Origin of the sequence: Ferrovibrio sp., assembly GCF_025869515.1 — a bacterium.
Lineage (GTDB): Bacteria > Pseudomonadota > Alphaproteobacteria > Ferrovibrionales > Ferrovibrionaceae > Ferrovibrio.
In genome coordinates this window covers 1-24,453 of sequence record NZ_JAOZVR010000126.1, presented here as the reverse complement: position 1 = coordinate 24,453, position 24,453 = coordinate 1, and the positions used below count along the sequence as shown (strand labels likewise).

General features: G+C 64.0%; 23 protein-coding genes and 2 pseudogenes. 9 read left to right on the top strand and 16 right to left on the bottom strand.

Features of this window, described 5'->3' with window-relative positions:
• Positions 1 to 95: 95 nt before the first annotated feature.
• From OJJ21_RS24365 to OJJ21_RS24340, 7 genes and pseudogenes are all read right to left on the bottom strand, one after another.
• Positions 96 to 350, bottom strand: a complete 255-nt coding sequence (locus tag OJJ21_RS24365; protein WP_297690552.1) for a hypothetical protein — start codon at positions 348 to 350, stop codon at positions 96 to 98.
• Positions 305 to 421: pseudogene (locus OJJ21_RS24360) on the bottom strand (ParA family protein); the annotation flags it as partial. The pseudogene OJJ21_RS24360 and the gene OJJ21_RS24365, both read right to left, overlap by 46 nt.
• A gap of 211 nt (positions 422 to 632) precedes the next feature.
• Positions 633 to 1,520 (bottom strand): replication initiator protein A, encoded by an 888-nt coding sequence (locus tag OJJ21_RS24355; protein ID WP_366093728.1) that lies wholly within the window; start codon positions 1,518 to 1,520, stop codon positions 633 to 635.
• 8 nt (positions 1,521 to 1,528) lie between these two features.
• Positions 1,529 to 1,810: a helix-turn-helix domain-containing protein gene (locus OJJ21_RS24350; RefSeq protein ID WP_297690551.1), complete on the bottom strand. Its 282-nt coding sequence runs from the start codon at positions 1,808 to 1,810 to the stop codon at positions 1,529 to 1,531.
• Between the two features lie 118 nt (positions 1,811 to 1,928).
• Positions 1,929 to 2,261, bottom strand: coding sequence for a DUF2285 domain-containing protein (locus tag OJJ21_RS24345; RefSeq protein WP_297690554.1), 333 nt, complete (start codon positions 2,259 to 2,261; stop codon positions 1,929 to 1,931).
• Positions 2,262 to 2,493: 232 nt separating this feature from the next.
• The gene (locus OJJ21_RS24450; protein WP_366093725.1) at positions 2,494 to 2,709 is read right to left on the bottom strand and encodes a DUF6499 domain-containing protein; all 216 of its coding nucleotides are present in this window, start codon (positions 2,707 to 2,709) and stop codon (positions 2,494 to 2,496) included.
• A gap of 107 nt (positions 2,710 to 2,816) precedes the next feature.
• The gene (locus OJJ21_RS24340; protein WP_297690550.1) at positions 2,817 to 3,077 is read right to left on the bottom strand and encodes a DUF2285 domain-containing protein; all 261 of its coding nucleotides are present in this window, start codon (positions 3,075 to 3,077) and stop codon (positions 2,817 to 2,819) included.
• A gap of 244 nt (positions 3,078 to 3,321) precedes the next feature.
• Here OJJ21_RS24340 and OJJ21_RS24335 point away from each other — a divergent pair, with 244 nt between their 5' ends.
• From OJJ21_RS24335 to OJJ21_RS24315, 5 genes are all read left to right on the top strand, one after another.
• Positions 3,322 to 3,660 carry a helix-turn-helix transcriptional regulator gene (locus OJJ21_RS24335; RefSeq protein WP_297690549.1) on the top strand — a complete coding sequence of 113 codons (339 nt, stop codon included), beginning with the start codon at positions 3,322 to 3,324 and terminating at the stop codon, positions 3,658 to 3,660.
• The gene (locus OJJ21_RS24330; protein ID WP_297690548.1) at positions 3,647 to 4,963 is read left to right on the top strand and encodes a HipA domain-containing protein; all 1,317 of its coding nucleotides are present in this window, start codon (positions 3,647 to 3,649) and stop codon (positions 4,961 to 4,963) included. The genes OJJ21_RS24335 and OJJ21_RS24330 overlap by 14 nt, the downstream gene beginning before the upstream one ends.
• 95 nt (positions 4,964 to 5,058) lie before the next feature.
• Complete coding sequence (locus OJJ21_RS24325; RefSeq protein WP_297690547.1) at positions 5,059 to 5,439, top strand: MbcA/ParS/Xre antitoxin family protein; 381 nt, start codon at positions 5,059 to 5,061, stop codon at positions 5,437 to 5,439.
• A gap of 52 nt (positions 5,440 to 5,491) precedes the next feature.
• Positions 5,492 to 6,166: an RES family NAD+ phosphorylase gene (locus tag OJJ21_RS24320; RefSeq protein WP_297690546.1), complete on the top strand. Its 675-nt coding sequence runs from the start codon at positions 5,492 to 5,494 to the stop codon at positions 6,164 to 6,166.
• 317 nt (positions 6,167 to 6,483) lie between these two features.
• Positions 6,484 to 6,702 carry a helix-turn-helix transcriptional regulator gene (locus tag OJJ21_RS24315; protein WP_297690545.1) on the top strand — a complete coding sequence of 73 codons (219 nt, stop codon included), beginning with the start codon at positions 6,484 to 6,486 and terminating at the stop codon, positions 6,700 to 6,702.
• A gap of 56 nt (positions 6,703 to 6,758) precedes the next feature.
• Here the strand turns inward: OJJ21_RS24315 and OJJ21_RS24310 are convergent, their stop codons facing one another.
• Positions 6,759 to 7,085, bottom strand: a complete 327-nt coding sequence (locus OJJ21_RS24310; protein WP_297690544.1) for a DUF736 domain-containing protein — start codon at positions 7,083 to 7,085, stop codon at positions 6,759 to 6,761.
• Positions 7,086 to 7,871: 786 nt separating this feature from the next.
• Between OJJ21_RS24310 and OJJ21_RS24305 the strand changes: the two genes are divergently transcribed.
• Positions 7,872 to 10,370 (top strand): glucan 1,4-alpha-glucosidase, encoded by a 2,499-nt coding sequence (locus OJJ21_RS24305; RefSeq protein ID WP_297690543.1) that lies wholly within the window; start codon positions 7,872 to 7,874, stop codon positions 10,368 to 10,370.
• 13 nt (positions 10,371 to 10,383) lie between these two features.
• Complete coding sequence (locus OJJ21_RS24300; RefSeq protein ID WP_297690542.1) at positions 10,384 to 11,091, top strand: ROK family protein; 708 nt, start codon at positions 10,384 to 10,386, stop codon at positions 11,089 to 11,091.
• Between the two features lie 241 nt (positions 11,092 to 11,332).
• On the opposite strand, the gene OJJ21_RS24295 is transcribed toward OJJ21_RS24300, so the two are convergent.
• From OJJ21_RS24295 to OJJ21_RS24280, 4 genes are all read right to left on the bottom strand, one after another.
• On the bottom strand, positions 11,333 to 12,259 hold the full coding sequence (locus OJJ21_RS24295; RefSeq protein ID WP_297690553.1) for a DUF2493 domain-containing protein: 927 nt from the start codon (positions 12,257 to 12,259) through the stop codon (positions 11,333 to 11,335).
• A 315-nt stretch (positions 12,260 to 12,574) separates the two neighbouring features.
• The gene (locus OJJ21_RS24290) at positions 12,575 to 13,609 is read right to left on the bottom strand and encodes a toprim domain-containing protein (protein WP_297690541.1); all 1,035 of its coding nucleotides are present in this window, start codon (positions 13,607 to 13,609) and stop codon (positions 12,575 to 12,577) included.
• 69 nt (positions 13,610 to 13,678) lie between these two features.
• A complete protein-coding gene (locus OJJ21_RS24285) occupies positions 13,679 to 15,742 on the bottom strand; it encodes a ParB/RepB/Spo0J family partition protein (RefSeq protein ID WP_297690540.1) in 2,064 nt (687 codons plus the stop codon).
• Between the two features lie 166 nt (positions 15,743 to 15,908).
• Complete coding sequence (locus OJJ21_RS24280) at positions 15,909 to 17,102, bottom strand: DUF932 domain-containing protein (protein ID WP_297690539.1); 1,194 nt, start codon at positions 17,100 to 17,102, stop codon at positions 15,909 to 15,911.
• A gap of 542 nt (positions 17,103 to 17,644) precedes the next feature.
• Between OJJ21_RS24280 and OJJ21_RS24275 the strand changes: the two genes are divergently transcribed.
• Positions 17,645 to 18,055 (top strand): hypothetical protein, encoded by a 411-nt coding sequence (locus tag OJJ21_RS24275; protein ID WP_297690538.1) that lies wholly within the window; start codon positions 17,645 to 17,647, stop codon positions 18,053 to 18,055.
• Positions 18,056 to 18,375: 320 nt separating this feature from the next.
• Here the strand turns inward: OJJ21_RS24275 and OJJ21_RS24270 are convergent, their stop codons facing one another.
• Entirely contained in the window at positions 18,376 to 19,266 is an 891-nt protein-coding gene (locus tag OJJ21_RS24270; protein WP_297690537.1) for a transglutaminase family protein, read from the bottom strand.
• A gap of 474 nt (positions 19,267 to 19,740) precedes the next feature.
• Between OJJ21_RS24270 and OJJ21_RS24265 the strand changes: the two are divergent.
• Positions 19,741 to 19,913, top strand: a pseudogene (locus tag OJJ21_RS24265) (cold-shock protein); the annotation flags it as partial.
• Between the two features lie 786 nt (positions 19,914 to 20,699).
• On the opposite strand, the gene OJJ21_RS24260 reads toward OJJ21_RS24265, so the two are convergent.
• The 3 genes from OJJ21_RS24260 to OJJ21_RS24250 form a co-directional block, all read right to left on the bottom strand.
• Positions 20,700 to 21,065 carry a hypothetical protein gene (locus OJJ21_RS24260; protein WP_297690536.1) on the bottom strand — a complete coding sequence of 122 codons (366 nt, stop codon included), beginning with the start codon at positions 21,063 to 21,065 and terminating at the stop codon, positions 20,700 to 20,702.
• A 756-nt stretch (positions 21,066 to 21,821) separates the two neighbouring features.
• Entirely contained in the window at positions 21,822 to 22,109 is a 288-nt protein-coding gene (locus OJJ21_RS24255; protein ID WP_297690535.1) for a hypothetical protein, read from the bottom strand.
• Between the two features lie 1,132 nt (positions 22,110 to 23,241).
• A complete protein-coding gene (locus OJJ21_RS24250) occupies positions 23,242 to 24,177 on the bottom strand; it encodes a glycosyltransferase (protein WP_297690534.1) in 936 nt (311 codons plus the stop codon).
• Positions 24,178 to 24,453: the final 276 nt, after the last annotated feature.

The following is a 24,453-nucleotide window of genomic DNA, read 5'->3' as shown; positions in this document are numbered from 1 at the left end:
CTTCTCGATATGGGTCAGCTCGACATGGGTCAGGGCATCGGACGGGGGACTGGACACGGTTGCCGTGCTTGCCGCGCGGGGCGCAAAAACCTCGCTCATGGCTGATCTCCTGATGTGGGAGGGAATTCGCGCGCGAGCAGGTCGCGCAGCATCTCGGCGACGGTGACGCCGCGCCGGAAGGCAGCGACCTTGATCCGCCCGCGCAGGTCGGGCGTTACATCGATGGTGAGCCGCGCGGTGAACGCGGCACCGGGGCGGCGTTCCGTCGAGACATCGGCTGCCTTGATCCAGTGCTCGGGATCGGCGGGTCGGCGTCGATCAGCGTGATCCGCCGTCCCTGCCGAGCCCATTGTCCGGCGAGATGGAGCGCCAGCGTCGTCTTGCCGACCCCGCCTTTCTGGTTGAGGAGCGCGACGATCATGGCGCACTCCGCACGTTCAGCGGGGACGGGCTCGTCGAAGTAGAATGGCGTAGTTCCGTTAGAAGGATTCCGAAGGAATCCGGGTTAGAGAAGTTAAGGGCGCCAGAAGTCTCTGATTCAGAACGGTGAATCGTCGATTCTGGTCCCCGATAGCACGAGGAACCGGTCCCTGATGGCACGAGGGTGCCGGTCCCCGATAGCACGAGATGATTCACAGCTTGTCCCCAGGTCGGATGGTCGCGAGACGGCGGCGGGTTGGCAGGGCAAGGCGTGCAGCGTCGATCTCGGCGAAGGACAGGATGTCTGCACCGTCCGTCTGGCGACGCATGCCGAGCCGGTAGCCGGGCAGTGCCTGGCGGCCGACGATCGCGCGCAGGTCATAGGCAAAGTGCTTCAGGGGCGAGAGGCTGCCGGACTTGGCGTGTAGATGCGCGACATCGAAGCTCCAACCATGGTCCTGGTGGCCGCCATGCTTACGCACCAGCCGGTAGAGCCAGCGTTCAAGTCCGCCCGTCAGGCTGAAATAGGCGCGGTCGATGGTGAGCACGAGCGCATCGTCGAGCACGGCGCGGTAGAACCAGTCCGGCAGGATGAGGTCGACGCCATCGGGCCGGCCGTTGCGGTCGGTGCGCTCCTGCCATTCATTGATCCAGGAGAAGCGGTGCCGGCGTCCCTCCGCCGGCTGGCGGATCGTGGTCGAGACCGTCGTGGATTGTAGACGGTCGAGCGCGGCCTTGAGGCGCTGATAATCCCGCAGGGAGGTGCCGCGCCCGACAAAGGTGAGGATCTCATAGGGCGTCGCCGCCATCAGGCGCGAGGTGCGAAGCCCCGCGTCGCGCGCCTCGACGATCTGGCTGGCGGCCCAGATGAGAATGTCGGCGTCCCAGATCGTCGCCATGCCGTGGTCGGGCACGGCCTCGACCCGGATGGCGATGCTGCCGGTCCGGAAATCGATCGGTGCGACGCGCGGCGTCTTTGAGAGGGAGAAGAAGGGATAGGCCATGAGATCCTGCGCATCGCGTAGTGCGAAGCCCCCCGGCAAGGCGCGGAACAGATCGAGCTGTCCGCGCTCCGAGAGGCTGTGATGCCGCGCTGCCATGGGGACGTTCAGCGCGCGCCGCGGCCGGCGAACGAACCGGCGACAAGCGCGTGGCGCTTGGCCGGCAGGACGGTGCCGCGCGGATCGGAGGTCGAGGTGACCGCACCGCGCTCGGTCCAGGCCTGCAGGTCGTCGATGGAATAGACGACGCGCCCGCCGAGCTTGCGATAGGCGGGACCGGTGCCATAGGTGCGGTGCTTCTCAAGCGTGCGGGCTGAAAGGCTGAGAAACTCGGCGGCTTCCTTGGTGCGCAGATAGCGCGGCGGGAGGGTGGCGAGATCGGGTCGCATGGAGCGGGCCTCCGTAGGCGTGGCGGGAGCCGCCGGAGTGCGGCGGCGGACGGTGACCACGGTGGCGGAGGAGGAATGTCGGGAGGGATGGGGAAGACTGGGGGCTAGAATCCCCACCCTAGAGGGGCGAGACGTGACGTCGGCGCCGATGCAGGAGCTTGCGGTAATCTCCCTCGATCATGCGGCGTGCGTCCCCGACCAGGGCGATGACTGTGTCGCGCAGGGATGAGGTTTTCCAGGGCGCTGCCGCGACCCGAGCCGCGCCGAATAGGCCTATAGCGATCTCACGATAGGTCGCACCCGCACGATGGCCATCGCCGGCCTGCAGCATGTGACGCAGGCGGTTGCGCTGCTGGTGCGTGATTCTCCGGTCCGGCGGCATGGCCCCTGTTCGCATATGGTTCCATAGCCGCAACAGGGCCTCAATTCGATCCGGCAGGTGCGCGTCCATCGGGACGAGGGCGCACAGGGATGGATCGAGGCAATGGCCTTTGGGTAGGGTAACAGTGATCGCATCGCAGCCCGCGCCGGCGATCAAATAGCTGGATGAATGCAGGTGATGGTCCGTGCCTTGAGACGTACTGCCAGCGGTCAGGCGGCCACAGGCGGTGTCGCACGGCGCGACTAGCGTAATCAGGCCGGGGTCAGTTTTCAGGTCCCAGATGACGGAAGCGTCTCGTGCATCATGTGCGGGATCGATCGGGAAATCGCAGACCCCAGCGGGCTCGCATGAGCGCCGCGAGGGTCTCCTCCTCGGCTCCGTCGGCCGCACGGAGTATGGCAAAGTCTTGCCGATACGCCTCGTTGCGCCGAAGCCATTCCCAGGCGATCTGTGCTGGCGAGAGGGTATCTACAAAGGTGTAAGTCTCTGATGACTGCCAGGCCGATTGCAGGACCATCCGGATCCCTCTCGAGCGTGCCGCGATATGCCCGACGATCTCGTCTCAAAGAGACTTCGGGAAGAAACGCCAACGACATGGCCTGATGCCCAGCCGGCATCACCCGATCACTTGTCGGGTCGACGCAGGAGTTGCTGATATCCCTCTGCCGACATCCAGCGCGCCCGGGCCAGATGGGCCGCGTGGACACGCCGGGCGTGTTCCGGGGCCGTGAGCGGATCCAGGCCGAACAGCAGCGCGACAACTTCCTTCCAGTCGGCGCCCGCCGCTTCGGCATCGAGCAGCCGCAGATAGAGCACGGCATGACTACGATCATAGTCGGTGACGGTCGGCGCATCGGGCGGCGCGTCGAGGAAGGCTCGGGTCATGGCGAGCGTCGCTCTTCATCGTGAGGAGCGAGAGCCTAGAACGACGACCCGGTGAGGTGGCAGGTCGTGGAGCAGCATCACGTGATGAGGTGTCGGCATCGCGGAAGGCGCGGCATATAAACGATGACGTTCGACTCGTCACATCGCGCGCTGAAGAGCGCGACGGCAGATCATTGCATGACGGATGAAATGATCTATATATGATCCATATCTATATCAAAAGGCTCACAGGTAGGCCATTGAGATGCCGTCTCCCACGACCCGAGCCTATTCTCGCTATGCGCTGGCGGCGATGGAGTTGCTGGGCAAGATGATCCGTCTGGGGCGCTTGCGGCGCAAGTTGACGGCACAGGAGCTTGCCGAGCGTGTCGGCGTATCGCGCAGCACGTTGCAACGCATCGAAAAGGGAGATCCCAAGGTCGAGTTCGGCCTGATGCTTGAAGCCGCCGCCATTGTCGGCATCAAGCTGTTTGATGAAGACGAGAAGGGAGTCATGACCCTGTCCGAGCGTGCCGACGACCGCATCGCACTCCTTCCCAAGCATATCTATAAGGCAGGAACGCAGGCGGATGATGACTTCTAGCCTTCCGCATTATGAGCAGGCCTTTGTCTGGATCTGGTTGCCGGGTGCGCGTGCTCCTGTCGTGGCCGGCCGCCTGCAGGCGCAAGACGGCCTCATCACCTTCACCTATGGCCGCAGCTATCGCGAGCGGGGCGACGCCATTCCGCTCTATCTGCCGGAGCTACCGCTGCGTGCCGGCGCGTTGCCGCCCCCAGCCGGACTGACACTGGCGGGGTGCATCCGCGATGGGGCTCCCGACGCTTGGGGCCGGCGTGTCATCGTGAACCGCCTGTTCGGGGTGAAGGTCGATAACGTCGCGGAGCGCGATCTGTCGGAACTCGCCTATTTGCTCGAATCAGGCTCTGATCGCATTGGCGCTCTCGATTTTCAGAGCTCGGCCAGTCTCCACACGCCGCGTCAGGCGTCGAGCGCAACGCTGGACGAACTGCTCCAGTCCGCCGAGCGTGTCGAGAAGGGGCTCGCGCTTTCGGTCGAGCTCGATCAGGCCCTGCATCACGGCAGCTCGATCGGCGGCGCACGACCGAAGGCCCTGCTGGAAGACGGGGATACGAAGCGCATCGCGAAATTCTCCTCCTCCTCCGATCTCTACAGTCTGGTGAAGAGCGAATATGTCGCGATGCGCCTGGCCGCGCTGTGCGGCATCACGGCGGCGTCCGTTTCCCTGACCCACGCCGCCGGAAAGGACGTGCTTCTCATCGAACGTTTCGATCGCGTCCGGGCCGAAGATGGCTGGCAGCGCAAGGCGATGGTTTCGGCGCTGACCATTCTGGGGCTCGATGAAATGATGGCGCGCTATGCCAGCTATCAGGACCTGGCGGAGACCATCCGCCATCGCTTCACGGCGCCTGGGGCCACGCTGCGTGAGTTGTTTGCCCGGATCGTGTTCAACATTCTGTGCGGCAACACGGACGATCATGCGCGCAACCATGCGGCCTTCTGGGACGGCGAGAGTCTCACGCTGACGCCGGCCTACGACATATGCCCGCAAGGACGGTCGGGCCAGGAGGCCACGCAGGCGATGCTCATCAGCGGGAACAATCGACTGAGCCGGATCGCCTCCTGCCTGGATGCCGCGCATTACTTCCAGCTCTCGCGCGAGACTGCCATCGCTCTTGTACGCGATCAGCTGCGCGGCATCGGCACGCACTGGCCGCTTGTGTGCGTCGAGGCGAAGCTCAGCGAGGTCGATCGCAACCTGCTCTGGGGCCGACAATTTCTGAACCCTTATGCTTTCACGGCGCTCGAAGGCGATGCCGGGGCGCTCACCGTTCTGGCGGACCGTCTGCGCGATGAGGGTGGCTAAGTAAGCCGTGGAGGAGAGGTGTCTCGTGTATTTCATCCGGCGCCCTTTCCAGAGAAAGGAATCACCCATATCTTGTCAGTGGGTAGGAGAACTCGATGCGAGACGCGGCTCATAGGAATACGCTGGCAGTGGAAGGGGCGGTCGTTGCCAAGGCGGTGCTGCGCGCGGCCGATCATCTGGGCGTCTCAGCCAGGACGCTGGGCAGCGTCATCGGCCTGTCCGAACCGACCGTCTCGCGGATGAAACGTGGCACCTTCTCGCTGGATCGCGGGACCAAGCCGTTCGAACTCGCTTTACTGTTTGTCCGCCTGTTCCGGTCACTCGATGCGATCGTCGGCGGCGACGAGACAGTGGCGCGCGCCTGGCTGCGCCAGGAGAACAGCGCGCTCGGCGGCAGGCCGATCGAGAGCATCCAGACCGTATCAGGGCTCACCCATGCCATCGCCTATCTGGACACACGACGCGCTGTCGTCTGAAGCGCGGACCTATCGGGGGCGATGCTGGCGGCTGGTGGAGGCCCAGCACCGCGTGTCGACCCTCAAGCTCGTCGACACGCTGGAGGAGCAGGCGCTTCTGGAGGAATTGATCGAGGTCACCAAGCCAGCCGTCCCACCGGAGTGCCGGCATCTCGACTATCTCCTCGCGACGCCGTTCCGCTACGACGCCCCTTATCCCCATGGCTCACGCTTTCGCCGTGCCGGACGAACCCCGGGCGTCTATTACGCGGCCGAGGAGCCGCGCACGGCGGTCGCCGAGATGGCGTTTTACCGGCTGCTGTTCTTCGCCGAGTCGCCGGGAACGCCCTGGCCATCCGATTCCGGTGACTACACCGCTTTTGCCGCCGAGGTCGCGACCGACCGGTCAATCGACCTGACCGCGCCACCGCTCGCGCGCGACCGGGCGCATTGGACGAGCCTCACCGACTATGGCGCGACCCAGGCGCTCGCCGACACGGCGCGGGCGGCCGCTATCGAGCTCATTCGCTATTCCTCCGTGCGCGATGGCGCGGGCGGGACCAATGTGGCGATCCTGGCCTGCAACGCCTTCGCGCAAGCGAAGCCGGTGGAGCGCCAGACCTGGCGCATCCGGTTGAGCGCCTCAGGTGTGCAGGCCATCTGCGAATTTCCTGACCTGCGGATCGGCTTCGGCCGCGAGGCTTTTGCGGCGAACCCACGCCTGCGTGCGTTCAACTGGGAGCGCTGACAGAACGACGAGGATCGGTGTTCGCGGCACCGGGTGCAACGAGATCGATGGGAGCAGCCGAGAGGGCATGAAGCTCCGCCCTCAGGACACGCAGTTGCGGCCACGGGAATTCCACGCTGTCGTCGTGCGTTTCGCCGAGCCGGATTATGGCATCGAGCTTTGCGGTGATCGGCATTGGAAGCCGCCGGCATCGAGTTCATTCCCGAGAATGGCGGCGGGGCTGGCGTTCGCTTCAGTACGCCAGCGCGCAAAGCAGATTAGCCGTTACATATTATAGTTGATAAACTTGACATGACAGAATTGCGATCGGTTTGCGCATGGATATGCGCAAGCTGGTCGGACGAAATTTCGCCCGCCTGCGTCAGGCTAAGGACCTGACGCAGGAACAGGTTGCCGAGCGTTCAGGTCTGAGCCAGCAATATCTGAGTGGCCTTGAGCGGGGCCGGCGCAATCCGACGATCATCACGCTCTATGAGCTTGCCCGCGCTCTGGATGTCAGCCATGTCGAGTTCGTTCTGCCCCCTGACGAGAAGTGACAGGCCGCCCGACTGACCCCGGCCGGTGAGACCGGGGCCATGATCCAGGCGCGGTCTTAGTCACCGCGGCGCCCGTTGGGGCGAGACCAGATCAGCGAGAAGCCTTCGCCGTCCTCGTCATCGAACAGGTTGGCGTAGATCGGAGCGATGAAGCTCGGATCATCGAGCTTGAGGCCGAGATAGTCACGGCCCTCATTGGAGCGCTTGGACCAGGCGGCCCCGATCTCGGCGCGGCCGACAAGCACCCGGTGGCTGGGGGCGTTCTCGCCGGTGGCGCGGGTGTCGGGGACGATGCGCACGCCCTTCGCCTGAACGCTGAGGGTGACGATGTCGCCGGTGAATTCGTTGGAGCCGGTCTTCTTGAAGGTGCCGATGGTCGCCATGATAAATCTCCGATCTTCCGTTTTCGAGCTCGCACCATTGCGGCCTCGATGGCGATCGACAGACCGGAGGCGAGCGACGACACATCGCCTCGGGGCCCCATCGCGCTCGCGCGATGGGGTGAGGATTGCGACCGCAGCGCAGCGGAGGACGGCGCAGGCGCGACTTTGTTGCTTCGCGAGGAATGGCGGCGATCCGGGGTCCCCGTGCGGCTCGGCGCGCGGGGTGGGTCTCGGCAGGGGAAGAAAGTCGGGAACAGCCGTTGTGGCATAGGCGCACGAGGCGAAGCCGGCCTTCGGCCAGATCGGGCCATTGAAGAGGCCGTCTGGAGCGGGCACGGGCGGATGGTCGACGGAGATGATATGGCCCTCGCGCCCGACACAGAGACCCAACCGGCCTGCACCGGCGGACGATGCCCTGAACCGGGCCAAGCCGGGCATTTCCTGGTGCCGTCAACGCCGACGAAACGCTGTGGCTCAACGGTCCTTTCGACTGCGACGCGACCGCCGTCCTCCACGCGCGCCAATCCTGCCGTACCGGATATCCGAAGCCGAGACTTCGACTCTCCGCTCCCTGTCGGGCAAGCTGATGACGCGGGCGATGACGGTGGCCATCAAGGCACGCCCGAGACGCATCGAACATCATGGCGAAGCAAAAAGCCGCGCTCGGCCACAGGAATAAAGTGCCCCCTTAAACCCCCAGCGTGCTTGGCAGCCTGTCCAAGTCGCTCCAGGTTACTCCCGGCCGCGATCCTGATCGGCGGCCCAACGATTGAGGGGAAACGATCCATGACGGAGGACAACGCCATCACGCCGCCCGGCGGCCCCGGCGGCCCGGCGCGCTGGACATCGAGTGCCAAGGTGGGCGTGGGCACAGCCCGCACGGCAGCGAGCCGGCTCTGGTTCACCCTGAGCCACGGCATCCTCAACGAGATCTATTATCCGCGCGTCGACATCGCCTGCACCCGGGACTTCGGCTTCCTCGTCACCGGGCCGGACGGTTATTTCGCCGAGGAGAAGCGCGACGCCGATCATGAGGTCGGCGTACTCGAGCACGGCGTGCCGGCCTACCACCTGCTCAACACGGCCCGTGACGGGCGCTGGCGCATCCAGAAGCAGATTCTCACCGATCCGCGCCGGGAGGTGCTGCTTCAGAAGGTCACCTTCGAGGCCCTGATCGGCGACATCTCGGACTATCGGTTGTTCGCGCTGCTGGCGCCGCATCTCATCAATGCGGGAGCCGACAACACCGGCTGGGCGGGCGACTACAAGGGCACGCCGATGCTGTTCGCCTCCGGCCGACGCGGCCAGTCGCTGGCGCTCGCCGGCTCGGTGCCGTGGAAGGCGCTTTCCGTGGGCTATGTCGGCACCTCGGACGGCTGGCAGCAGCTCACCCACACCGGCGCTCTGGAGGAGCGCTATCGCCGGGCCGAGCGCGGCAATGTTGCGCTCAGCGCGGAGGTCGACCTTGCCGCCTGTGGCGGCGAGATGCTGGTCGCGCTCGGCTTCGGCGCCCGGCCGGAGGAAGCCGGGTTCCGCGCCATCTCCAGCCTGCAGGAAGGCTTCGAGGAGCTGCGCCGCACCTATGTGCAGGGCTGGCGCGCCTGGCAGGGCACGCTGGCACCGCTTGACCACCCGCAGAACCGCTCGAACATCAACACCTACCGCGCCAGCACCATCGTGTTGGCCACCCACCAGCCCTATTCGATGCCCGGCGCCATCATCGCAAGTCTCTCCATTCCCTGGGGCTTCAACAAGGGCGACGAAGACCTCGGCGGCTACCACCTGGTGTGGCCGCGCGACCTGGTGGAGAACGCCGGCGGCCTGCTCGCGGCTGGGGCGATCGACGAGGCCAAGTCCGTGCTGGGCTATCTACGCGGCATCCAGGAACAGGACGGCCACTGGTCGCAGAATGTCTGGCTCGACGGCGCGCCTTATTGGGACGGCGTGCAGATGGACGAATGCGCCTTCCCCATCCTGCTCGCCGACATGATCCGCCGCGGCGGACATTTCAGTCGTGGCGAACTCGACGGCTACATGGACATGATCGAGCGCGCCGCCCGCTTCATCGTCCTCAACGGCCCCGTCACCGGCCAGGACCGCTGGGAGGAGGATGCCGGCTATTCGCCCTTTACCCTGGCGGCGGAGATCGCCGCGCTGCTGGCCGCCGCCGACATGATGGAGCTGGCCGGCCGCACGGACGACGCGCAATATCTGCGCGAGAAGGCCGATGCCTGGAACGACTCCATCGAGCACTGGACCTTCGCCACCGGCACGGATCTCGCGGACCGGCTGGGCATCGAGGGCTATTATGTGCGCGTCGCTCCGCCGGAGACGGCGGATGCGGCCTCGCCTCTCGACGGCTTCGTGCCGGTGAAGAATCGCCCGCCGGCGGATACCGACCAGCCGGCGGCGCAGCTCATCAGCCCAGACGCGCTGGCGCTGGTCCGCTTCGGTCTGCGTGCACCGGATGATCCGCGCATCCTCGCCACCATCAAGGCCATCGACGCCATCCTCAAGGTCGAGCTGCCACAGGGACCGGTCTGGTACCGCTACAATGGCGACGGCTATGGCGAACACGAGGACGGCTCGCCCTTCGACGGCACCGGCGTCGGCCGGGCCTGGCCGCTTCTCACCGGCGAGCGCGCCCATTACGAGATCGCTGCCGGCAATCTGGTGCGGGCCGGGCAGCTGCTTGTCACGCTGGAGGACTGCGCCGGGCCGGGCGGGCTGCTGCCCGAGCAGGTGTGGGACCAAGACGACATTCCCGCGCGCGAGCTGTTCAAGGGGCGCCCCTCGGGCAGCGCCATGCCGTTGGTCTGGGCGCATTCCGAGCACATCAAGCTGCTGCGCTCGTTGCAGGACGGCAAGGTGTTCGACACGCCGCCGCAGACCGTACAGCGCTATCTCGTGGACAAGGTGACCTCGCCGCGTCGCCTCTGGCACTTCAACGAGAAGCTGCGCTCCCTGCCCGCCGGGCTCGCCTTACGCATCGAGCTGCCGGCGCCGGCCGTCATCCATTGGTCGCTTGACGGCTGGACTACCACCCAGGACACGCCGACGCGCCCGACCGGCTTCGGCCTCCACATCGCCGATCTGCCAACCACTGCCGCGCAGCATGGCCGGCACCTGCGGTTCACCTTCTTCTGGCCAGAGGCCGAGAAGTGGGAGGGCGAGGACTTCGCCGTCATGATCGATGGCGAGGGAACGCTGTTTCACGCCAGCGCGGACGAGGCCGAGCACGAGGTGAGCCGGCGGGTCGCCGAGCCGGCGCGCGCATCGCGTTGAGGGGGAGCACGACATGACAGGCAAAGCGGCGGGCATTCTCGCGGTCGACATCGGCGGCACCGGGCTGAAATGCGCGGTGATCGACGACCATGGCACCATGATCTCGGAGCGCGAGCGGGTCGACACGCCCGATCCCTGCCACCCGCAGGCGCTGCTCGATGCCTATGCCGGCATGGCGGCGAAGCATCCTGCCTTCGACCGAATCTCGATCGGCTTCCCCGGCGTGGTGCGCAACGGCAAGGTTCTCACCGCACCCAATCTCGGCACCGAGCTCTGGGAGGGCTTCGCGCTGGCCGACGCCATGTCGGCACGCCTCGGCGCCCCGGCACGGCTGATCAACGATGCCGAGATGCAGGGCTATGGCATCGTCTCCGGCAAGGGGCTGGAAATGGTGCTCACGCTCGGCACCGGCGCGGGCACCGCGCTGTTCCGCGACGGGGCGCTGATGCCGCATATGGAGCTGGCGCACCATCCGGTGCACGACAACCTGACCTATGACGAATATCTCGGCGTCAGCGCCTATGAGGCTCACGGCAAGCACCACTGGAACCGCCATGTCGGCCGGGTAATCGAGCTGCTCTATGTGCTGCTGCACTATGATCATCTCTATCTCGGTGGCGGCAATGCCAAGCATGTTGAGATCGCGCTGCCGGCCAATGTCAGCCTCGCCGATAACGACGCCGGCCTCACCGGCGGTGCCGCGCTCTGGCGCGAACGCTGACCCCGGCGGCCGAATACAGGAGCCGGAAGGTGCTTCTTTGGTCTTCTCGCCGAGGTGGAAGGAAGCACCATGGACCGGCTTCTTTGACTGTGCCGCGCGCACATTGAGGGCGCGGTGTGTCGCCTCGGGCGGGTTCCGGATCGTTACTGCCGGCATGATGGTGCCGCCAGTAAATCTGATCGCCTTGATAGCAAGCGAGGCAGCTTGCCATTGTTTTCGAGAGGGTCTGTTCCGGCGGCGCTCATGCGCCGCCGGAGCCGAACCGATAGACTGGAATGCCCATCTTGCGCGCCTTGTCGGCCAGATTGTCCTGAATGCCCGTACCAGGGAAGATCACGACCCCGATCGGCACGACGTTCAACATCTGATCGTTGCGCTTGAAGGGCGCGGCCTTGGCGTGCTTCGTCCAGTCGGGCTTGAAGGCCACCTGCGGTACCTTACGGCTGTCGGCCCAGAGGGACGCGATCTTTTCGGCGCCTTTGGGCGACCCTCCATGCAGCAGCACCATGTCCGGGTGCTTGGTGTGGATCTGATCGAGCTTGGACCAGATCTGCTTGTGATCGGCGGTGTCGCCACCCGAGAAGGCGATCTTCGGCCCGGCGGGCACGAGCACCTCGTTATCCGCGCGCCGCCTGGCCGCGAGGAAATCCCGGCTGTCGATCAGGGTCGCGGTGAGATTGCGATGGTTGACCCGTGATCCGGCCCGTGGCGTCCAGGGAGAGCCGGCGGCGATACGGTAGCGGTCGGCGGCGGCCTCGCGGAAGGATTCCATGCCGTCGCGCCGGCCGATCAGGTTCATGCCGATGTCGATCAGGCGCTCGAGCTGGAGGGACTTCACCTCGGATCCGTCCTGTTCGCGCTGAATCTGCTTCCGGGCCTGCTCGTTATCGTCGAGCTTCTGTTCGATCCGGTCCACGGCGCGATGGAACATGTTGACGGTCGACCAGAGGAGATCGGGAAGGTCGGCATCGAGGCTGGTGTCGGTGATCGTGGCGACCAGGGCGTCGAAGATGTCGGCGACGGCGCCTTCGATGAGGCGGTCCTCCGGTGGCGGGCGCTGATCACGCTCATCTTCGGAAGGACGATAGAAGTGGAGCTGCAACTCCTGGATCAAGTGGTCAGTTGGGGATGAGACGTGGTGCGGCTCGTGGTCGTCATGCCTGCTCATGGGACGCTCCGTCGGTTTAGACCGCTTGCCGTCGCGGCCTTCATGGCGACGAAGCGCACGGGCAGGACGGGCCTGCACCTGGACGCGGGCACGCGACCGGGCCGGAGCGACGCGAAGGATGGCGACAAGCCGGCTATTTTGCCTCGCGATGGAAAGCGGCCTGAAGGCCGTGCCGGAAAATAGCCGGTCGCAGCCATTGCCGACCCGGTCTGACCATGGGCCGATCGCCCTCTCCAAGGCCGAAATGCGGTCCTCTCCGATAGGTGGCGTATCCATCCACATGGCGATGAACCCCGCCATGCTCATCCCTGCCCGCTAGGCTGCCAGAGTGATGACCCGGGCAACGTCTTCTGGAGCGAGCTGCCCGCGGACATTCGCCCGAAGCGCCTCACTACCGAACAACCGAAGATCCTCGTTGAAGTCCCCAAGCGTCGGTGAGAGCGTGAGTGTCTCGATTCCGGCCGCATTCGTGCGTTCGACCAGGCTGTTCCGCGCCACGTCGCCGGCCAGGTCGTTGTCGAGGACGATGTAGAGCCGACGCAGCGTATCGGGGAATAGGATGGCTGCGAGATGTGTTGCCGAGAGCGCCGGCGCTACGCCCAAATTTGGCAGGACCTGCCGGAGCGAAAGCATGGTCTCGATGCCTTCGCCTACTGCCATCACGCTGCCCTGCACACCGATGCGCACGGCATGACCGAGGAGGCTTCCCATCGCCTTACGAGGCGTGTCGATCGGCGCCTTGCCCAAGCCGTCGGGTGCGAGCCAGGTGCGGTGTACGCCGGTGATCCTGCCGCTAAGGTCGGTGACGGCGGCGATCATGGCCGGCCAGGTCTCGGTCGGACCATCGTCGGGCTTGTAGTAGCAGCGGGGATGGAACCGCAGGTTTCCGGTTCCGTGCAGAAGCGTAATGCTGCGTTGGCGCAGATACGCCTCTGCGACCGTCCCGGCAATCGGCTGCGCCATGGCGAACAGCCGGCGTGCGGCTTCGACCGATCCTGATGGAGCCGGCATGACACAGCGACGTGGTGCTATGGGCTCTGGTTCGGGATGCGCCAGGTTGAGGAAGGTCCGCGCCTCCTCGGCAACGTCAGTGAAGTCGATGAGACCCAGAGATCCGCGGATGAGGTCGAGGAGATCGCCATGTTCGCCCGTGGCGACATCGGTCCATTTACCCGCCGGCCCCTTCGCGGATGCATGGAGCCGGACAAAGAGCGAGCGGCCCGGCGTGTTGCTGATATCGCCGACCAGCCAGTAACAACCCTCCCGGCGCCCATTGGAGAGATAGTGGCGGCAGACCGCCTCCGCTCGATCGGCGAGCTGGTGCGACAGATGTTGAGCAGTCCCTGACATAGCGAGCTTTCCAAAAACAAAGGCCCGCCGACAGAGCCGGCGGGCCGAGGTTCAGGATCGTGTTGAGGTCTACTCCGCCGCCACGGCAGGGGGGATGTCCGTGGTGTCCTCAGTATCCTCAAGGCGTTCGCCTTTGCCCATGGCCGTTGTGCCGTCCTGCGCCGCCGTTTCTTCGCCAGCTGTCGGATTGGATCCGCGCAGCGGTTCCGGCAGCCAACCGGTCTCCGTGAGCAGAACTTCGGCCTCACGGGCCATGTCACCCTTCCTCAGGTGCGCGATGCGCTCCGCCGCGCGCGCCCCCTTCGCCTCGCTCACCGCCTGCAGTATCCGCGCCTTGGTCACTCGGCCGAGGAAATTATCCACGGTCGGCGCCCACCCGGCCGCCGCCATGTCGAGGTCGACGGCGCGGGCGAGCTGATCGGCATGGTTGAGCGCGCGCGGGCGCCGGTTCCAGGCTTCATGAACGGCGTTCACCGACAGGCTCACAATATGGGCGAACAGGCCGGAGCGACTGTCGTTGTCCCATTCCTCCAGCGCCTCCCATAGACAGACCGATTCCTTCGGCAGGACCTTGGCCCAGCCCTCATGCCGGGCATGGATTGCCGCGGCCGACATACTGTCATTCAACCCTGGCGCCTGCGCATTGAAAGTCACGCTCTTCAGGTCGAGCTCGAGGCAGCTATCCGAGCCATAGCGGTAGAAGCTCTTCAACGTCAGGACATGCAGGGCGGCGAGGAAGGCGACATCGGGCCGCTCACCGAGCGCCTGGCGCAGGCCGAGCGTACGATGCGAGGTCAGCTCGGTCATCAGCCGGTCCGAGATGGGAGACAAACCCTCGTCCTCCTCGGGATCGGAGATCGGCACCTCCGTCATGACGGCTTCGCCGGTGCCCGTGGTCGCCGACACGGCAGGGTGCGCGCCAGCGTCCTCCGCGTCGCGTTCCGGCTCCTCCGACAACTCGTCCTCGGGCCGCACATAGCCGCGCTCGATGCGCACCGCACCATCATGGGCGATGCTGACGAAGGCGCCGGCGCGCGCCACCTCCGCCGGATCGAAGGTGATCGGACGCGCCTCGAAAGCTTCGATCGCCGTCTCGATCTCGCCGAGCCGCGCATCGACCTCGTCCGGCAATTCGTCCGCCTCGGCATAGGTATCGGACAGGCGATCATATTCCGCCTGCAGAGCGGCGCGGCTGGCCTCTTCCTCGGCGGTGAGCGGGAGGGTCTCACCGCGCAGCTGGCGCAGACCGTAGGTGTGGCCATAGGCGAAGTCGGGTGCCATCTCGACCCATTTCCATCCCTCGGTAGCGACAGCGTCGGCGTCGGTCTTGAGCTTCTCGGCCACCAGCCGGTCGACGAGAGCGACATCCTGCAGCCAGCCGCCGTCATCGCCCTGGAACAGGTCGCGCAGGATGGTGCCGCCAGATTCGACATAGGCCTCAAGGCCGATGAAATAGGCGCGCTTGTCGCAGGCTCGGACCGCCCCTTCGGTCAGCATGCGGCGGATCGCATAGGGCTGCTTGTCATAGGAGGTCTTCAGCCGCTCGAAGACCTGTTCCTGGCGCGCATGATCGCCAGACACAGTGAAGGCCATGAGCTGATCGAGCGTCATGCCGTCCTCGGCATAGACATCGAGCAGCTCCGGCGAGACCGAGGCAAGCTTGAGGCGCTGCTTCACCACGCCGACGGAGACGAAGAAGGTGGCGGCGATCTCCTCCTCGGACTGGCCCTTCTCGCGGAGCGCCAGAAAGGCGCGGAACTGGTCGAGCGGATGCAGCGGCGCGCGCTGGACGTTCTCGGCGAGCGAATCCTCCTCGGCGATGCCGCCCTCCCGGATGACGCAGGGGACCGGCGCCGTCTTGGCAAGGCGCCTCTGCTTCACCAGCCGTTCCAGCACCCGATAGCGCCGCCCGCCGGCGGGAATCTCGAACATTCCAGTCTCGACGCCGGCCTGATCGACGACGGGGCGGACGCTGAGGCCCTGCAGCAGGCCGCGGCGAGCGATATCCTCGGCCAGTTCCTCGATCGAGACCCCGGCCTTGATGCGCCGGACGTTCGACTGGCTGAGCAGGAGCTTGTTGAAGGGGATGTCACGCGAGGGCGAGAGCGTGATCTTTTGAACAGTGGTCGCCATGGAAGGCACCTCCGCGACGGGCGGCCGGGAGCCTCTCTCTCGGCCTCCAACCCGTCACGAAGCGCAGCGCCGCCCTCTCACTCTGGAGGGCGACGCCGCAGAACCGCAGATCCGCAAAAGCGCAAAGCCGGAGACACGGCTGTCCGCATCTCCGGCTTTCCGGAAGTCAGACGGCTCGATCGAGCAGCTTCTTGGCCCGGCCCTCGAGGTCGAGCCGCGCATCCTGGTGCGGCTTGTCGCGTGCGACGGCAGTGATGCCCTGCACGAAATCAAAGATGCTCTCGGGCTTACGCCCTTCTTCGGCCAGCACCGTGTCGATGATCTTGGCCGTCTCCGCCTTGGAGAAGCCCCGGTTGCGCAGGAAGTCGCTGCGGTCCTCGTCGGTGCGCGCGACGATCTTCTCCCGTGCAGCCCTGATGCCATTGACGAAGGGCATGGGCGAGGAATTGGCGAAGCGGGTGAGTGCCGGCGCTGCCTCGTGCGCGAAGCGGGAGGCAGCGTATTTGGAGTGGCGGATGGTGATCTCCTGGAAATCCTCGACGCCCCAGAGATTGCGGTTCTGGCACACAGCACGCAGATAGAAACTCGCGATGCCGAGCGTCTTGGCCCCCACCTCTGAGTTCCAGCAGTAGAACCCGCGGAAATAGAGGTCCGGCGAGCCGTCGGGCAAACGCCCCGCCTCGATCGGGTTCAGATCGTCGACGAGGAAGAGAAACACGTCACGGTCGGAGGCGTAGAGCGTCGTCGTATCCTTGCTGATGTCGACACGCGGATTGTAGACGCCCGTCGACCCGTCGAGCACGCCCGGCACCTTCCAGCGCGTGTCGCCGGTGCCATTGCCGGCGATACGCTGCACCGCCTCGACCAGTTCGTGATCATAGATGCGGCCATAGTCCGGGCCGGTCACCGCACGCAGCTCGACGCGGCCATTGGCGGTCTCATAGGTCTTGATCTGCTCGGCGCGGTGCGCGGTCAGGCCATATTGCAGATTGATGCCGGCGAGCGCCGCCGGGAGATTGCGCAGATAGGCGGCGGGCGCGCCGACCTGGGTAGCAAGCTGGCCGAAGCTCCAGTGCGTGGGCGCGACGGGCGCATCCGCCCCGGGCAGCACCAGCGCCAGCCGCTCGGCATTGGAGCGGCTTGCCTCCACATGGATGCGGGACGTCTCCACCAGGCGCGACCGGCTGTGATCGGCCCGGCCCCGCACCATCGCAGCCAGCTCGCCGAGCGACAGGAAGCGCTCGTCATCTGGCCGCCTGAACCACTCCGAAGACACGCGGCCAACCCGCTCGCCGCGCGTGACATCCACCTTGTAGCCGCCGCCAGCGGCGTGACCGACATCCAGGACCTGCATGTTCATGGGGATCAACCTCCATGACGGGCGCCGGCAGCCTCTCTCCCAGCACTCAACCCGCCACGAAAATCCCGCCCGGACTCTCGCTTTGAGGGTACGTGGTTGCCCGACGAGACGACCTACGGGCCACCGACGTCGATCGGCAGATAACAGTTCATAGTCGCAACGGACCTGCACGCGCGGCTATAAACGACATTGCCCACTGATGGATCGTCGCTGAGTCGGCCGGGTCTTCAGTGACGTGACAAGACCTACAGGCTGCGTCGATGGCCGTCGGCCAACCAGCCTCCGCTGATGGATGAAGCGACATTGCTGACACGTATCGCGGAAGCGGGCTGCTATGAATATACTAAGCTGGAAATAGTGAATGTCCCGAATCGTCCATTCACTGACAACATGTATGCCTAACCGCCTTAGGCGCGGAGGTGCGATGCTGAGCTCCGATAGATCCGAATTTACTTCTAATACCGGCTTTGCATTCTCATTATTCGAGCGCTTAAAAAACTCGACTGAAGAATATCTTCATTATAAATGACCAAGGATTTTGTGTGTCAAACGCTGTAGATACTTACCGCTGGTTAGGGGTCATGGCCGCGTGCGGAGCCACGGCGTTATCCATCGCGGCTTCTGCTGAAAATCTAGTGGCCTATATGTTTCAGCCCCGATGGTTCTGGATCCTCGGTGGAGCGTTCGTGGCAGGCGTCTGGGCCTACCAACAGCTGACGATGGGGCCGAAAATGCTGTATGCCTTTCATCACTGCCGAAATCTTTGCCGCTACTGCTGGATCATCGGAACTGTGGCTCCCTTAGCTGCCGTCCTTCTCGGTGGCGTTTTCTCTTCGCTATCGACGAGTCAACTCACCCACCAAAGCGCGGCATATTCGACAGTGGCGGGTCTGTTTCTCATGTCCCTGACCACGATTGTCCAGCGCCTTGCCGAAGCGACGGCGTCCCGCTGATGGCGCAGGTGAGCCGCTCGCGTGAAAAATCGGACCGTGAGGGAAGCAGGCGCTTCAAAAATAGGATTCGACCCCGGCCAATCGCATCCCCAGCGATGTCCCTATTGCGCGCTTATCCGACCTGCCGTTCCGACGCTGTTTGACAAGCGCGCGCGCCAGCCCGCATCGGCAGGCATGACAGGCGCGCGACCCGCGTCCTTTCCCTACCCCCCGATAGAAACACGACACGGCTTTCTGGGGTCGGTGCGTGTTCGAGGCTCGCGTCAGCCTCTTCATCCGGGGGACGAAGATCACAGAGGACGCTCGTCGTGCCACCGGCCTCAGGCGGCGCCACGAAGCTCGAGGCGCCGGGCCGCTTGCTTGTCCCTCCCCTGCGGGAGCTGACAATCGGCCGTGACCTCCTGGGTGATCACCTCGAATTTCTGCAATATGTGCGGCCCAAAGGTGTGGATCAACGGAATGTCGGCGGCGTCCCGGCCTCTCGCGACCAGGATGCGGCCGATACGCGGCACGTTATGGCGGGCGTCGAACGTGTACCAATTGCCCCCGAGATAAGCCTCGAACCACGCATTATAGTCCATAGGGGTGGGATCGCGCGGGACACGGATATCGCCCAGGAAGCCGTTGCAGTACCGCGCGGGGATATTCATGCAACGGCATAGCGCGACAGCCAGATGGGTGAAGTCGCGGCACACGCCGACTTGCTCGTCCATAGCCTGGGCTGCCGTGCGTGTGGCCCTAGCGCACTGATAGTCAAAACGAATCCGGTCGTTCACATAGTTGCAGATCCGCTGGACCCGCTCCCAACCCGGAGCCGTAGTGCCGAATAGCTGCCACGCGGTCGCGGAAAGCTCGTCGACTTCGCAGTACCGGCTGGACAGCATATAGGTGAGCACTTCCGAGGGCAGATCCTCGGCGAAGGCCTCCCGGGCATGGCGATCGACCTGGTCTCCCGTGCCGGTGTCCCGCACGATCAGGTCGTTGGTGAACGCAGCGCCCCCGGGCGGCACGACGAGGCGACGGCAGCGATTGCCGAAGCCGTCGGTATATTCGCCCCGGGGTATGTCGCGGGCATCCGTCAACGACGTCACGGCGTTATGGGGTCCATTGACGATGTCCGCATCGCGGCTGGGGTGCGGATCGAGGAGAAGAATGGCGGGGGTCGGCTGAGAACACACGACTTCGATCCGGTAACAGCAGCGGATTTCCATGGCAACGTTCCTCGCCTTTGCCTGACATGCTCAGCCAACCTCCTTCAAGGCCTGAAGGTTCCGCGCGTCGATGGCACGATAAGACGGCTGGCGCTGTCGATTCAAATGCGATGATAGCCGTCGCCACTAACGCTTCCTCTCGCAATACAGGCGACCGATCCAACACCCATGTCGCTCAGGCGAGCCGGCCCGCCTCCTCAGTCCTCGTCCGGTTCCGACATGGCGGATGCCTGTCCGTCATGTTGCCCACTCCGAAGTCCCGGCGCAGAAAGGCATGTTTGGATCGATCGGCATGACGAAATGCACGAGGCGTCGCCTCGCCGTCCGCTCGGTGGCAGGCCCGAAGAGCGAATTGGCATCGCGACGACGCCTATGCGATCTGACGCCAGACGCTGCGTGACAGCGGGCAGCGCTGTGGCAATCCGGCGGGAATGACAATGTGGCGATGGGCACCGTGAACGGGTCGACGACCAGAAGGGTGATGGCTTTACTCAACCCGATCAGGCCGGCCCAGACGTTTCGTGGCCATTTCGGCAGTCGAACGCGCCAGCCTGCCCGGTCTCGCGGATCGGCAGAAGGTCAGCTACGAGATCGAGACCGATAAACGGTCCGGCAAGACGTCAGCCAGCAGCCTGCAGGTAAAGTGAGGACGCGAACTTTCCGCGCCCCTTCACGAATTCCCCTGCAACACGCAGCGAGTCCTTTCATGTGAGGGAAGCGCTCCGGTGGCAGCGATCACTCGGCCGCGTGGACGCGCGCCTGTGAAGCGATTACCGCATCCGCCACGTCATGACTGGTTCGGATTCTCGCAAATTCTCCACTGCCTAACGGATGCGCTTCAGCAAAGCGCCGCACGCACTCCTCCGCCTCGTCGAGGCGATCAAATGGCTCCGCATTTATCTGGTCTACAGGCACCAGCCCACGCCAGCGAAATACATCATATCTGGGCATAAAGCGCCCCCGCCTCCCGGAAAACTCCAGCGTAACATGAGTGAGGACGACGTGGGGAGGCATCAAGCTCGCGCGAAGGCTCTATTCGACCCACCATTGCACATCCTCCCCTTTGGAGAAGGCGCGCCTGACGGAGCTGAACTCCGGTCGTGCATCACTGATGATCAGCACTCCAAGAGGGCGCCACTCGTTCCGATCGAGCCGCGGGCGATAGATGCAGCGTAGCAGTCGAAGTGCTGGCAGCTCTACGTGCCGGTATTGGCTGGCCAGGATGACGTCCGGCATTTTCCCCTCACTCTTCGCCCTTGCCGCAGATCGGCAAGGAACGCCACGCAGAAGTCAGGCCGCGCAGACCGCCCCCCTGACGCCACCGGCGCCGATCGGTTGGCAAAACGGCCCTCGCAAGCTGTCGAGAGTTGGCGCGCCAATGACCAACAGAAGGCCTCCCGCCGGTCGCGGACCGACGGCAGACCTGCCACAGCCTATACAGGAGCAAGCGCGATGCCCGCCTTGCTGCAGGCCAGCCGAACCGCATCACGCGACTCATCGCTACCGGCGATGGCCGACACGGTGAAGACGTCGTGAAACAGGTAGCCGGTGAAAGGAAGCTTGCGGTCATTGCGTGGGCTGACGCTGACGATGCCGCATACCGTGATCTCGCCCTTGTCGGAGCGTGTGGCCGACAGTAGCTCGAACCTCGCAGAGGCTGGATTGGTGATGCTGACTTTTACACCTCGCTCAACCATCGCACGCTGCGCCGCCGTCAACTCCAGAGCTGCGGGCAAGGCGACCTGATCAGGGCTGGCAGCAGGCAATTCACAGCCCGCTAGCGCCAGCGAGGTCAGCATGACGCAAGTGAATCGCATGGTGATTCCTCTCTCTCTTTTCCCCAAAAGAGTAACGCGTCCCCGAGCCGCGCGCGACGAAACCGGCGGCTCTCATTCGACCCCGCCACCACTCCACCGAGACCGAGCGCGCTCTTACGCCATCTCCGGCATGCAGGCCCGGCATCACTTCCAACAAGGTGCCATGAATCAAAGCCAGCCCGGCACCGTTCGGGGGCCGGACGACGACCGGCATTGCGCAATGGCGCGTTCTGTCTGCAGCCGCCCAACCTCGACGGCTCATTGCTCTGACACGTCGGGCAGGCAGGGACACGGGGTGGGTGCCAAAGCCCAGATTGTCGCCCCGCGCCTCAGGCGCTATTGAAGTCCGCCGCTCCTCTGTTCGACTCGACGGATGGATCGGACGGGCCGGGCGCGCCATTGCCCCAGGCATGCGTTCGGCCCGTACCACCCTCCCCCCGGGCGTGAATATTGACCCTTGCTCGTGCTGAGCCCGATCCAGCGGCGGCGCTAGGATGACGCGCGTGACGTTGCACCGTTTGAATGTATTCTGATGAAGATGAACAGATACATCTAGGACAACGCGCAATGGATTGGCTTGATTGGGTGGTCGCGATATTCGGCGGCTGGTTTACCGTCAGCGTCGCGCTCGTCTGGCTGGTCGGCCACCGGAACAGCTAGCCAACCGGCCGATGCGGGGCGCATTGCGTGCCCAGTCGTTCAGGGGACGCTCATGCCTCCCGGCTCCATGCTCGTGACCTATGGCCTCATCAGGAGCGTGCGCGGCGTTCGCTCGAGCGTCAGCCATTGAGGCCAACCGAACATCGCTTCGAAGCCGACACAGAACGCCGCCACCACGACCACGATCGCGATAACGAGGGCATGATCGCGCGAGGGCCGCTTGCGCAGCCAAAATGCCATGCGCAGAAGGAACTGAAGGAGGGCGTCCATCGAGGCAGGATAGCCGTCCGCAACGGGACGCAGAAGTCGGTGGAGAGGCATATTGGTGGAGGTTGGTTGCGCGGCGAGGCAGGGCATGACCGTCACGCTCCCATCCCCCGACAGCCGATCATGCGTGGCGCCTCACCAAGCGCCTTGGCCGCGATGGACGCCGACACGGCCTGTGCCAGATGCCCCGTCCGGTTCGCGCATCTTGGGCATGACCGCATGCCACGCGCTGCGGGCCATCTGCTATGGTTCGCAGCGAACTCAGCTTCGCCGGCCCTATGATCGGTACAATAAGCCATGATGTTCAAATGTGTGACAATGTGCCTTGCTTTTGTCGGCCTGACGAATGCGGCCGGCGCTGAGATCTGTATGGTGGAGATCACCCGTCGGAACCCACCCAATGGCTTTTCGATGACGGTCCTGTGCGAGGCGAATGTATCTGCCTGCCACGCTCGCGCGCCGCGTGGTCTGTGTATGAAAACGGCGAATGACCCCAATATCCTCGAGCGGCACTGCACGGTCGTGAAGACGTGCACGCCGCGATAAAATCGGTCGCTGCCGGCGACCGACACATATCCTTGGCACCCCACCATGTCGGGGCGCAGGCTCCGATCTGCATTCATGGCCGCGGTTTCGAGCGGCCTTTGGGCGACTGTAAGGATGTTTCTCCAAATGGATGGCGCATCTGTGATCCGGGCTGTGCGTGGCGCGGCCACAGGACAGGAAGGTCGGCGCATTCTGGGTATCTCTGGCGGACTTGCGGGCAGTCTCGCGATCGACACCAATCGACCCGGCGACTTTCGACACTGGGGTCTGATCGCCGATTCATCCCCCCTATCGGAACCGTAATCAATGATGTTCCGCCACCGACCTTCCGTTGAGCTCGGGAAGGCCAGCACAGCGTCACAAAAGTGAGAGCTTCAGACGCACTACTGATGAAAATCGAGCCGCCAGCGGCAAGTGGCGCCACCCCTCTCCGGCGACACGGGCTTGCCATGTCTCACCTTGCATACTGTGTCCGGGTCGCGTCGCCGCCGCTGATCTTTACCCTCAGGGCAACCGTGCCGACATCCGCCAGCATATGGCCACGCAATCAAGAGCGACGAGGCGAGATCCGTTGACGAGGTAGCCGTCCGGTTGTCGATGACGGCATCGGTCGCCGATCATGATGCTCCGGCAGGCATCGTTACTCAAATGGCGAACCGACCCCACCGGATGCCCTTTGTGCCGATCATCCGAAATTTCCCTCAGCCGCGCTGCCGGCAAGTTCTTGCCTCATCCTGCCAATCGCCTCGTGAGCTCGCTCCCGTCCGAGCGTTACGAAGCCCGTCGTACCGGGCGATGCCGCCGCAACCAGCCTTTCGGCCTCGGCCGGCAAATGATCCAGATAGGCCTCGCAGGCCATGAGATAGGCCAGAGGCTGCAGATTAAACAGTTGCCTTGCGATAGGACGAACGCGCTCGGGCCGTGTTTCCCCGGCGAGGATATAGGCCAGCTCATATGGCTTCGTGCCATGGAAATGAAGAATAGTCGGCGGCATCGACGCACCGCCAAAGGGGCGCCAATTCAGGGCTTGAGACAATTGAGTCCAGCGGCCGGTGAAGAATTTGTTCAATGCACCCTGGTCATAAAACCCACCATCCCCATGAAAATAGAAATCGTTCAATCTGGAAAACTCAACCAATGACGCACGCTCCGCTCCAAATCTTGGGACATTCAATAGCATGACACCAGAATTGAAGATCTTATTATATGGCGTAGGCGTCGTTGTAGTGGATGCGTATTCAGGAACCGCAGCCAATATATCTGGCTTCATACCAACAATATTAGGCATTGAGAAAAAAATAACATCGCAATCAGTATAAATAACGTATTCATCATTCTGTTCGACCAATGGTATATCCAACCGAAGATAGGCACCTCGCGCCACACTGGGGACATAGCCGAACTGCACCTTGGCACCATCAATCAAATGGGCTGCGCCACTGCGATGATAGTGGATGTTCACACCGATCGAAGACAAATACTCCGTTATTTCATTCTTCGACCCATCATAGATAAGATGAGCCTCGAGGTCCGTATTCTTTAACGCAGAATGGGCCGCGACGAGGACGATCTCCGCAAATCCCAGCAAGCCCGCGTCGTTGAGGCAAAAATACCACTTCATTCAGCACGACTTTTCCGACATTCGCGGCCCGGGTAGACCAATTTTACGTTCAATTTCCTATTATTCTCTTCCCCGTAGCATAACCTCGCGATGCTGAGAAGCGAGGCCCTCGGTACCGGCCTGTCTCGCCGCCCCTCGCCCGCGGCGCTCAAGTTGGCGAGGCTTGTCATGGTGCTGGCCCACGCGCGAACATCCGTATCGCCCCCCCCATCTGACGTGCATACCTTCGCGAAAGGTGACCGAGAACAAGTCGACTATCTTCGGTCGAAGGTATCG

What these genes read in the sequence shown, in the direction of transcription:
- OJJ21_RS24365 (WP_297690552.1), bottom strand. Translation starts at nt 350, where the DNA reads ATGGGCTCGGCAGGGACGGCGGATCACGCTGATCGACGCCGACCCGCC.
- OJJ21_RS24355 (WP_366093728.1), bottom strand. Translation starts at nt 1,520, where the DNA reads ATGGCAGCGCGGCATCACAGCCTCTCGGAGCGCGGACAGCTCGATCTG.
- OJJ21_RS24350 (WP_297690551.1), bottom strand. Translation starts at nt 1,810, where the DNA reads ATGCGACCCGATCTCGCCACCCTCCCGCCGCGCTATCTGCGCACCAAG.
- OJJ21_RS24345 (WP_297690554.1), bottom strand. Translation starts at nt 2,261, where the DNA reads ATGGACGCGCACCTGCCGGATCGAATTGAGGCCCTGTTGCGGCTATGG.
- OJJ21_RS24450 (WP_366093725.1), bottom strand. Translation starts at nt 2,709, where the DNA reads ATGGTCCTGCAATCGGCCTGGCAGTCATCAGAGACTTACACCTTTGTA.
- OJJ21_RS24340 (WP_297690550.1), bottom strand. Translation starts at nt 3,077, where the DNA reads ATGACCCGAGCCTTCCTCGACGCGCCGCCCGATGCGCCGACCGTCACC.
- OJJ21_RS24335 (WP_297690549.1), top strand. Translation starts at nt 3,322, where the DNA reads ATGCCGTCTCCCACGACCCGAGCCTATTCTCGCTATGCGCTGGCGGCG.
- OJJ21_RS24330 (WP_297690548.1), top strand. Translation starts at nt 3,647, where the DNA reads ATGATGACTTCTAGCCTTCCGCATTATGAGCAGGCCTTTGTCTGGATC.
- OJJ21_RS24325 (WP_297690547.1), top strand. Translation starts at nt 5,059, where the DNA reads ATGCGAGACGCGGCTCATAGGAATACGCTGGCAGTGGAAGGGGCGGTC.
- OJJ21_RS24315 (WP_297690545.1), top strand. Translation starts at nt 6,484, where the DNA reads ATGGATATGCGCAAGCTGGTCGGACGAAATTTCGCCCGCCTGCGTCAG.
- OJJ21_RS24310 (WP_297690544.1), bottom strand. Translation starts at nt 7,085, where the DNA reads ATGGCGACCATCGGCACCTTCAAGAAGACCGGCTCCAACGAATTCACC.
- OJJ21_RS24305 (WP_297690543.1), top strand. Translation starts at nt 7,872, where the DNA reads ATGACGGAGGACAACGCCATCACGCCGCCCGGCGGCCCCGGCGGCCCG.
- OJJ21_RS24300 (WP_297690542.1), top strand. Translation starts at nt 10,384, where the DNA reads ATGACAGGCAAAGCGGCGGGCATTCTCGCGGTCGACATCGGCGGCACC.
- OJJ21_RS24295 (WP_297690553.1), bottom strand. Translation starts at nt 12,259, where the DNA reads ATGAGCAGGCATGACGACCACGAGCCGCACCACGTCTCATCCCCAACT.
- OJJ21_RS24290 (WP_297690541.1), bottom strand. Translation starts at nt 13,609, where the DNA reads ATGTCAGGGACTGCTCAACATCTGTCGCACCAGCTCGCCGATCGAGCG.
- OJJ21_RS24285 (WP_297690540.1), bottom strand. Translation starts at nt 15,742, where the DNA reads ATGGCGACCACTGTTCAAAAGATCACGCTCTCGCCCTCGCGTGACATC.
- OJJ21_RS24280 (WP_297690539.1), bottom strand. Translation starts at nt 17,102, where the DNA reads ATGAACATGCAGGTCCTGGATGTCGGTCACGCCGCTGGCGGCGGCTAC.
- OJJ21_RS24270 (WP_297690537.1), bottom strand. Translation starts at nt 19,266, where the DNA reads ATGGAAATCCGCTGCTGTTACCGGATCGAAGTCGTGTGTTCTCAGCCG.
- OJJ21_RS24260 (WP_297690536.1), bottom strand. Translation starts at nt 21,065, where the DNA reads ATGCTGACCTCGCTGGCGCTAGCGGGCTGTGAATTGCCTGCTGCCAGC.
- OJJ21_RS24250 (WP_297690534.1), bottom strand. Translation starts at nt 24,177, where the DNA reads ATGAAGTGGTATTTTTGCCTCAACGACGCGGGCTTGCTGGGATTTGCG.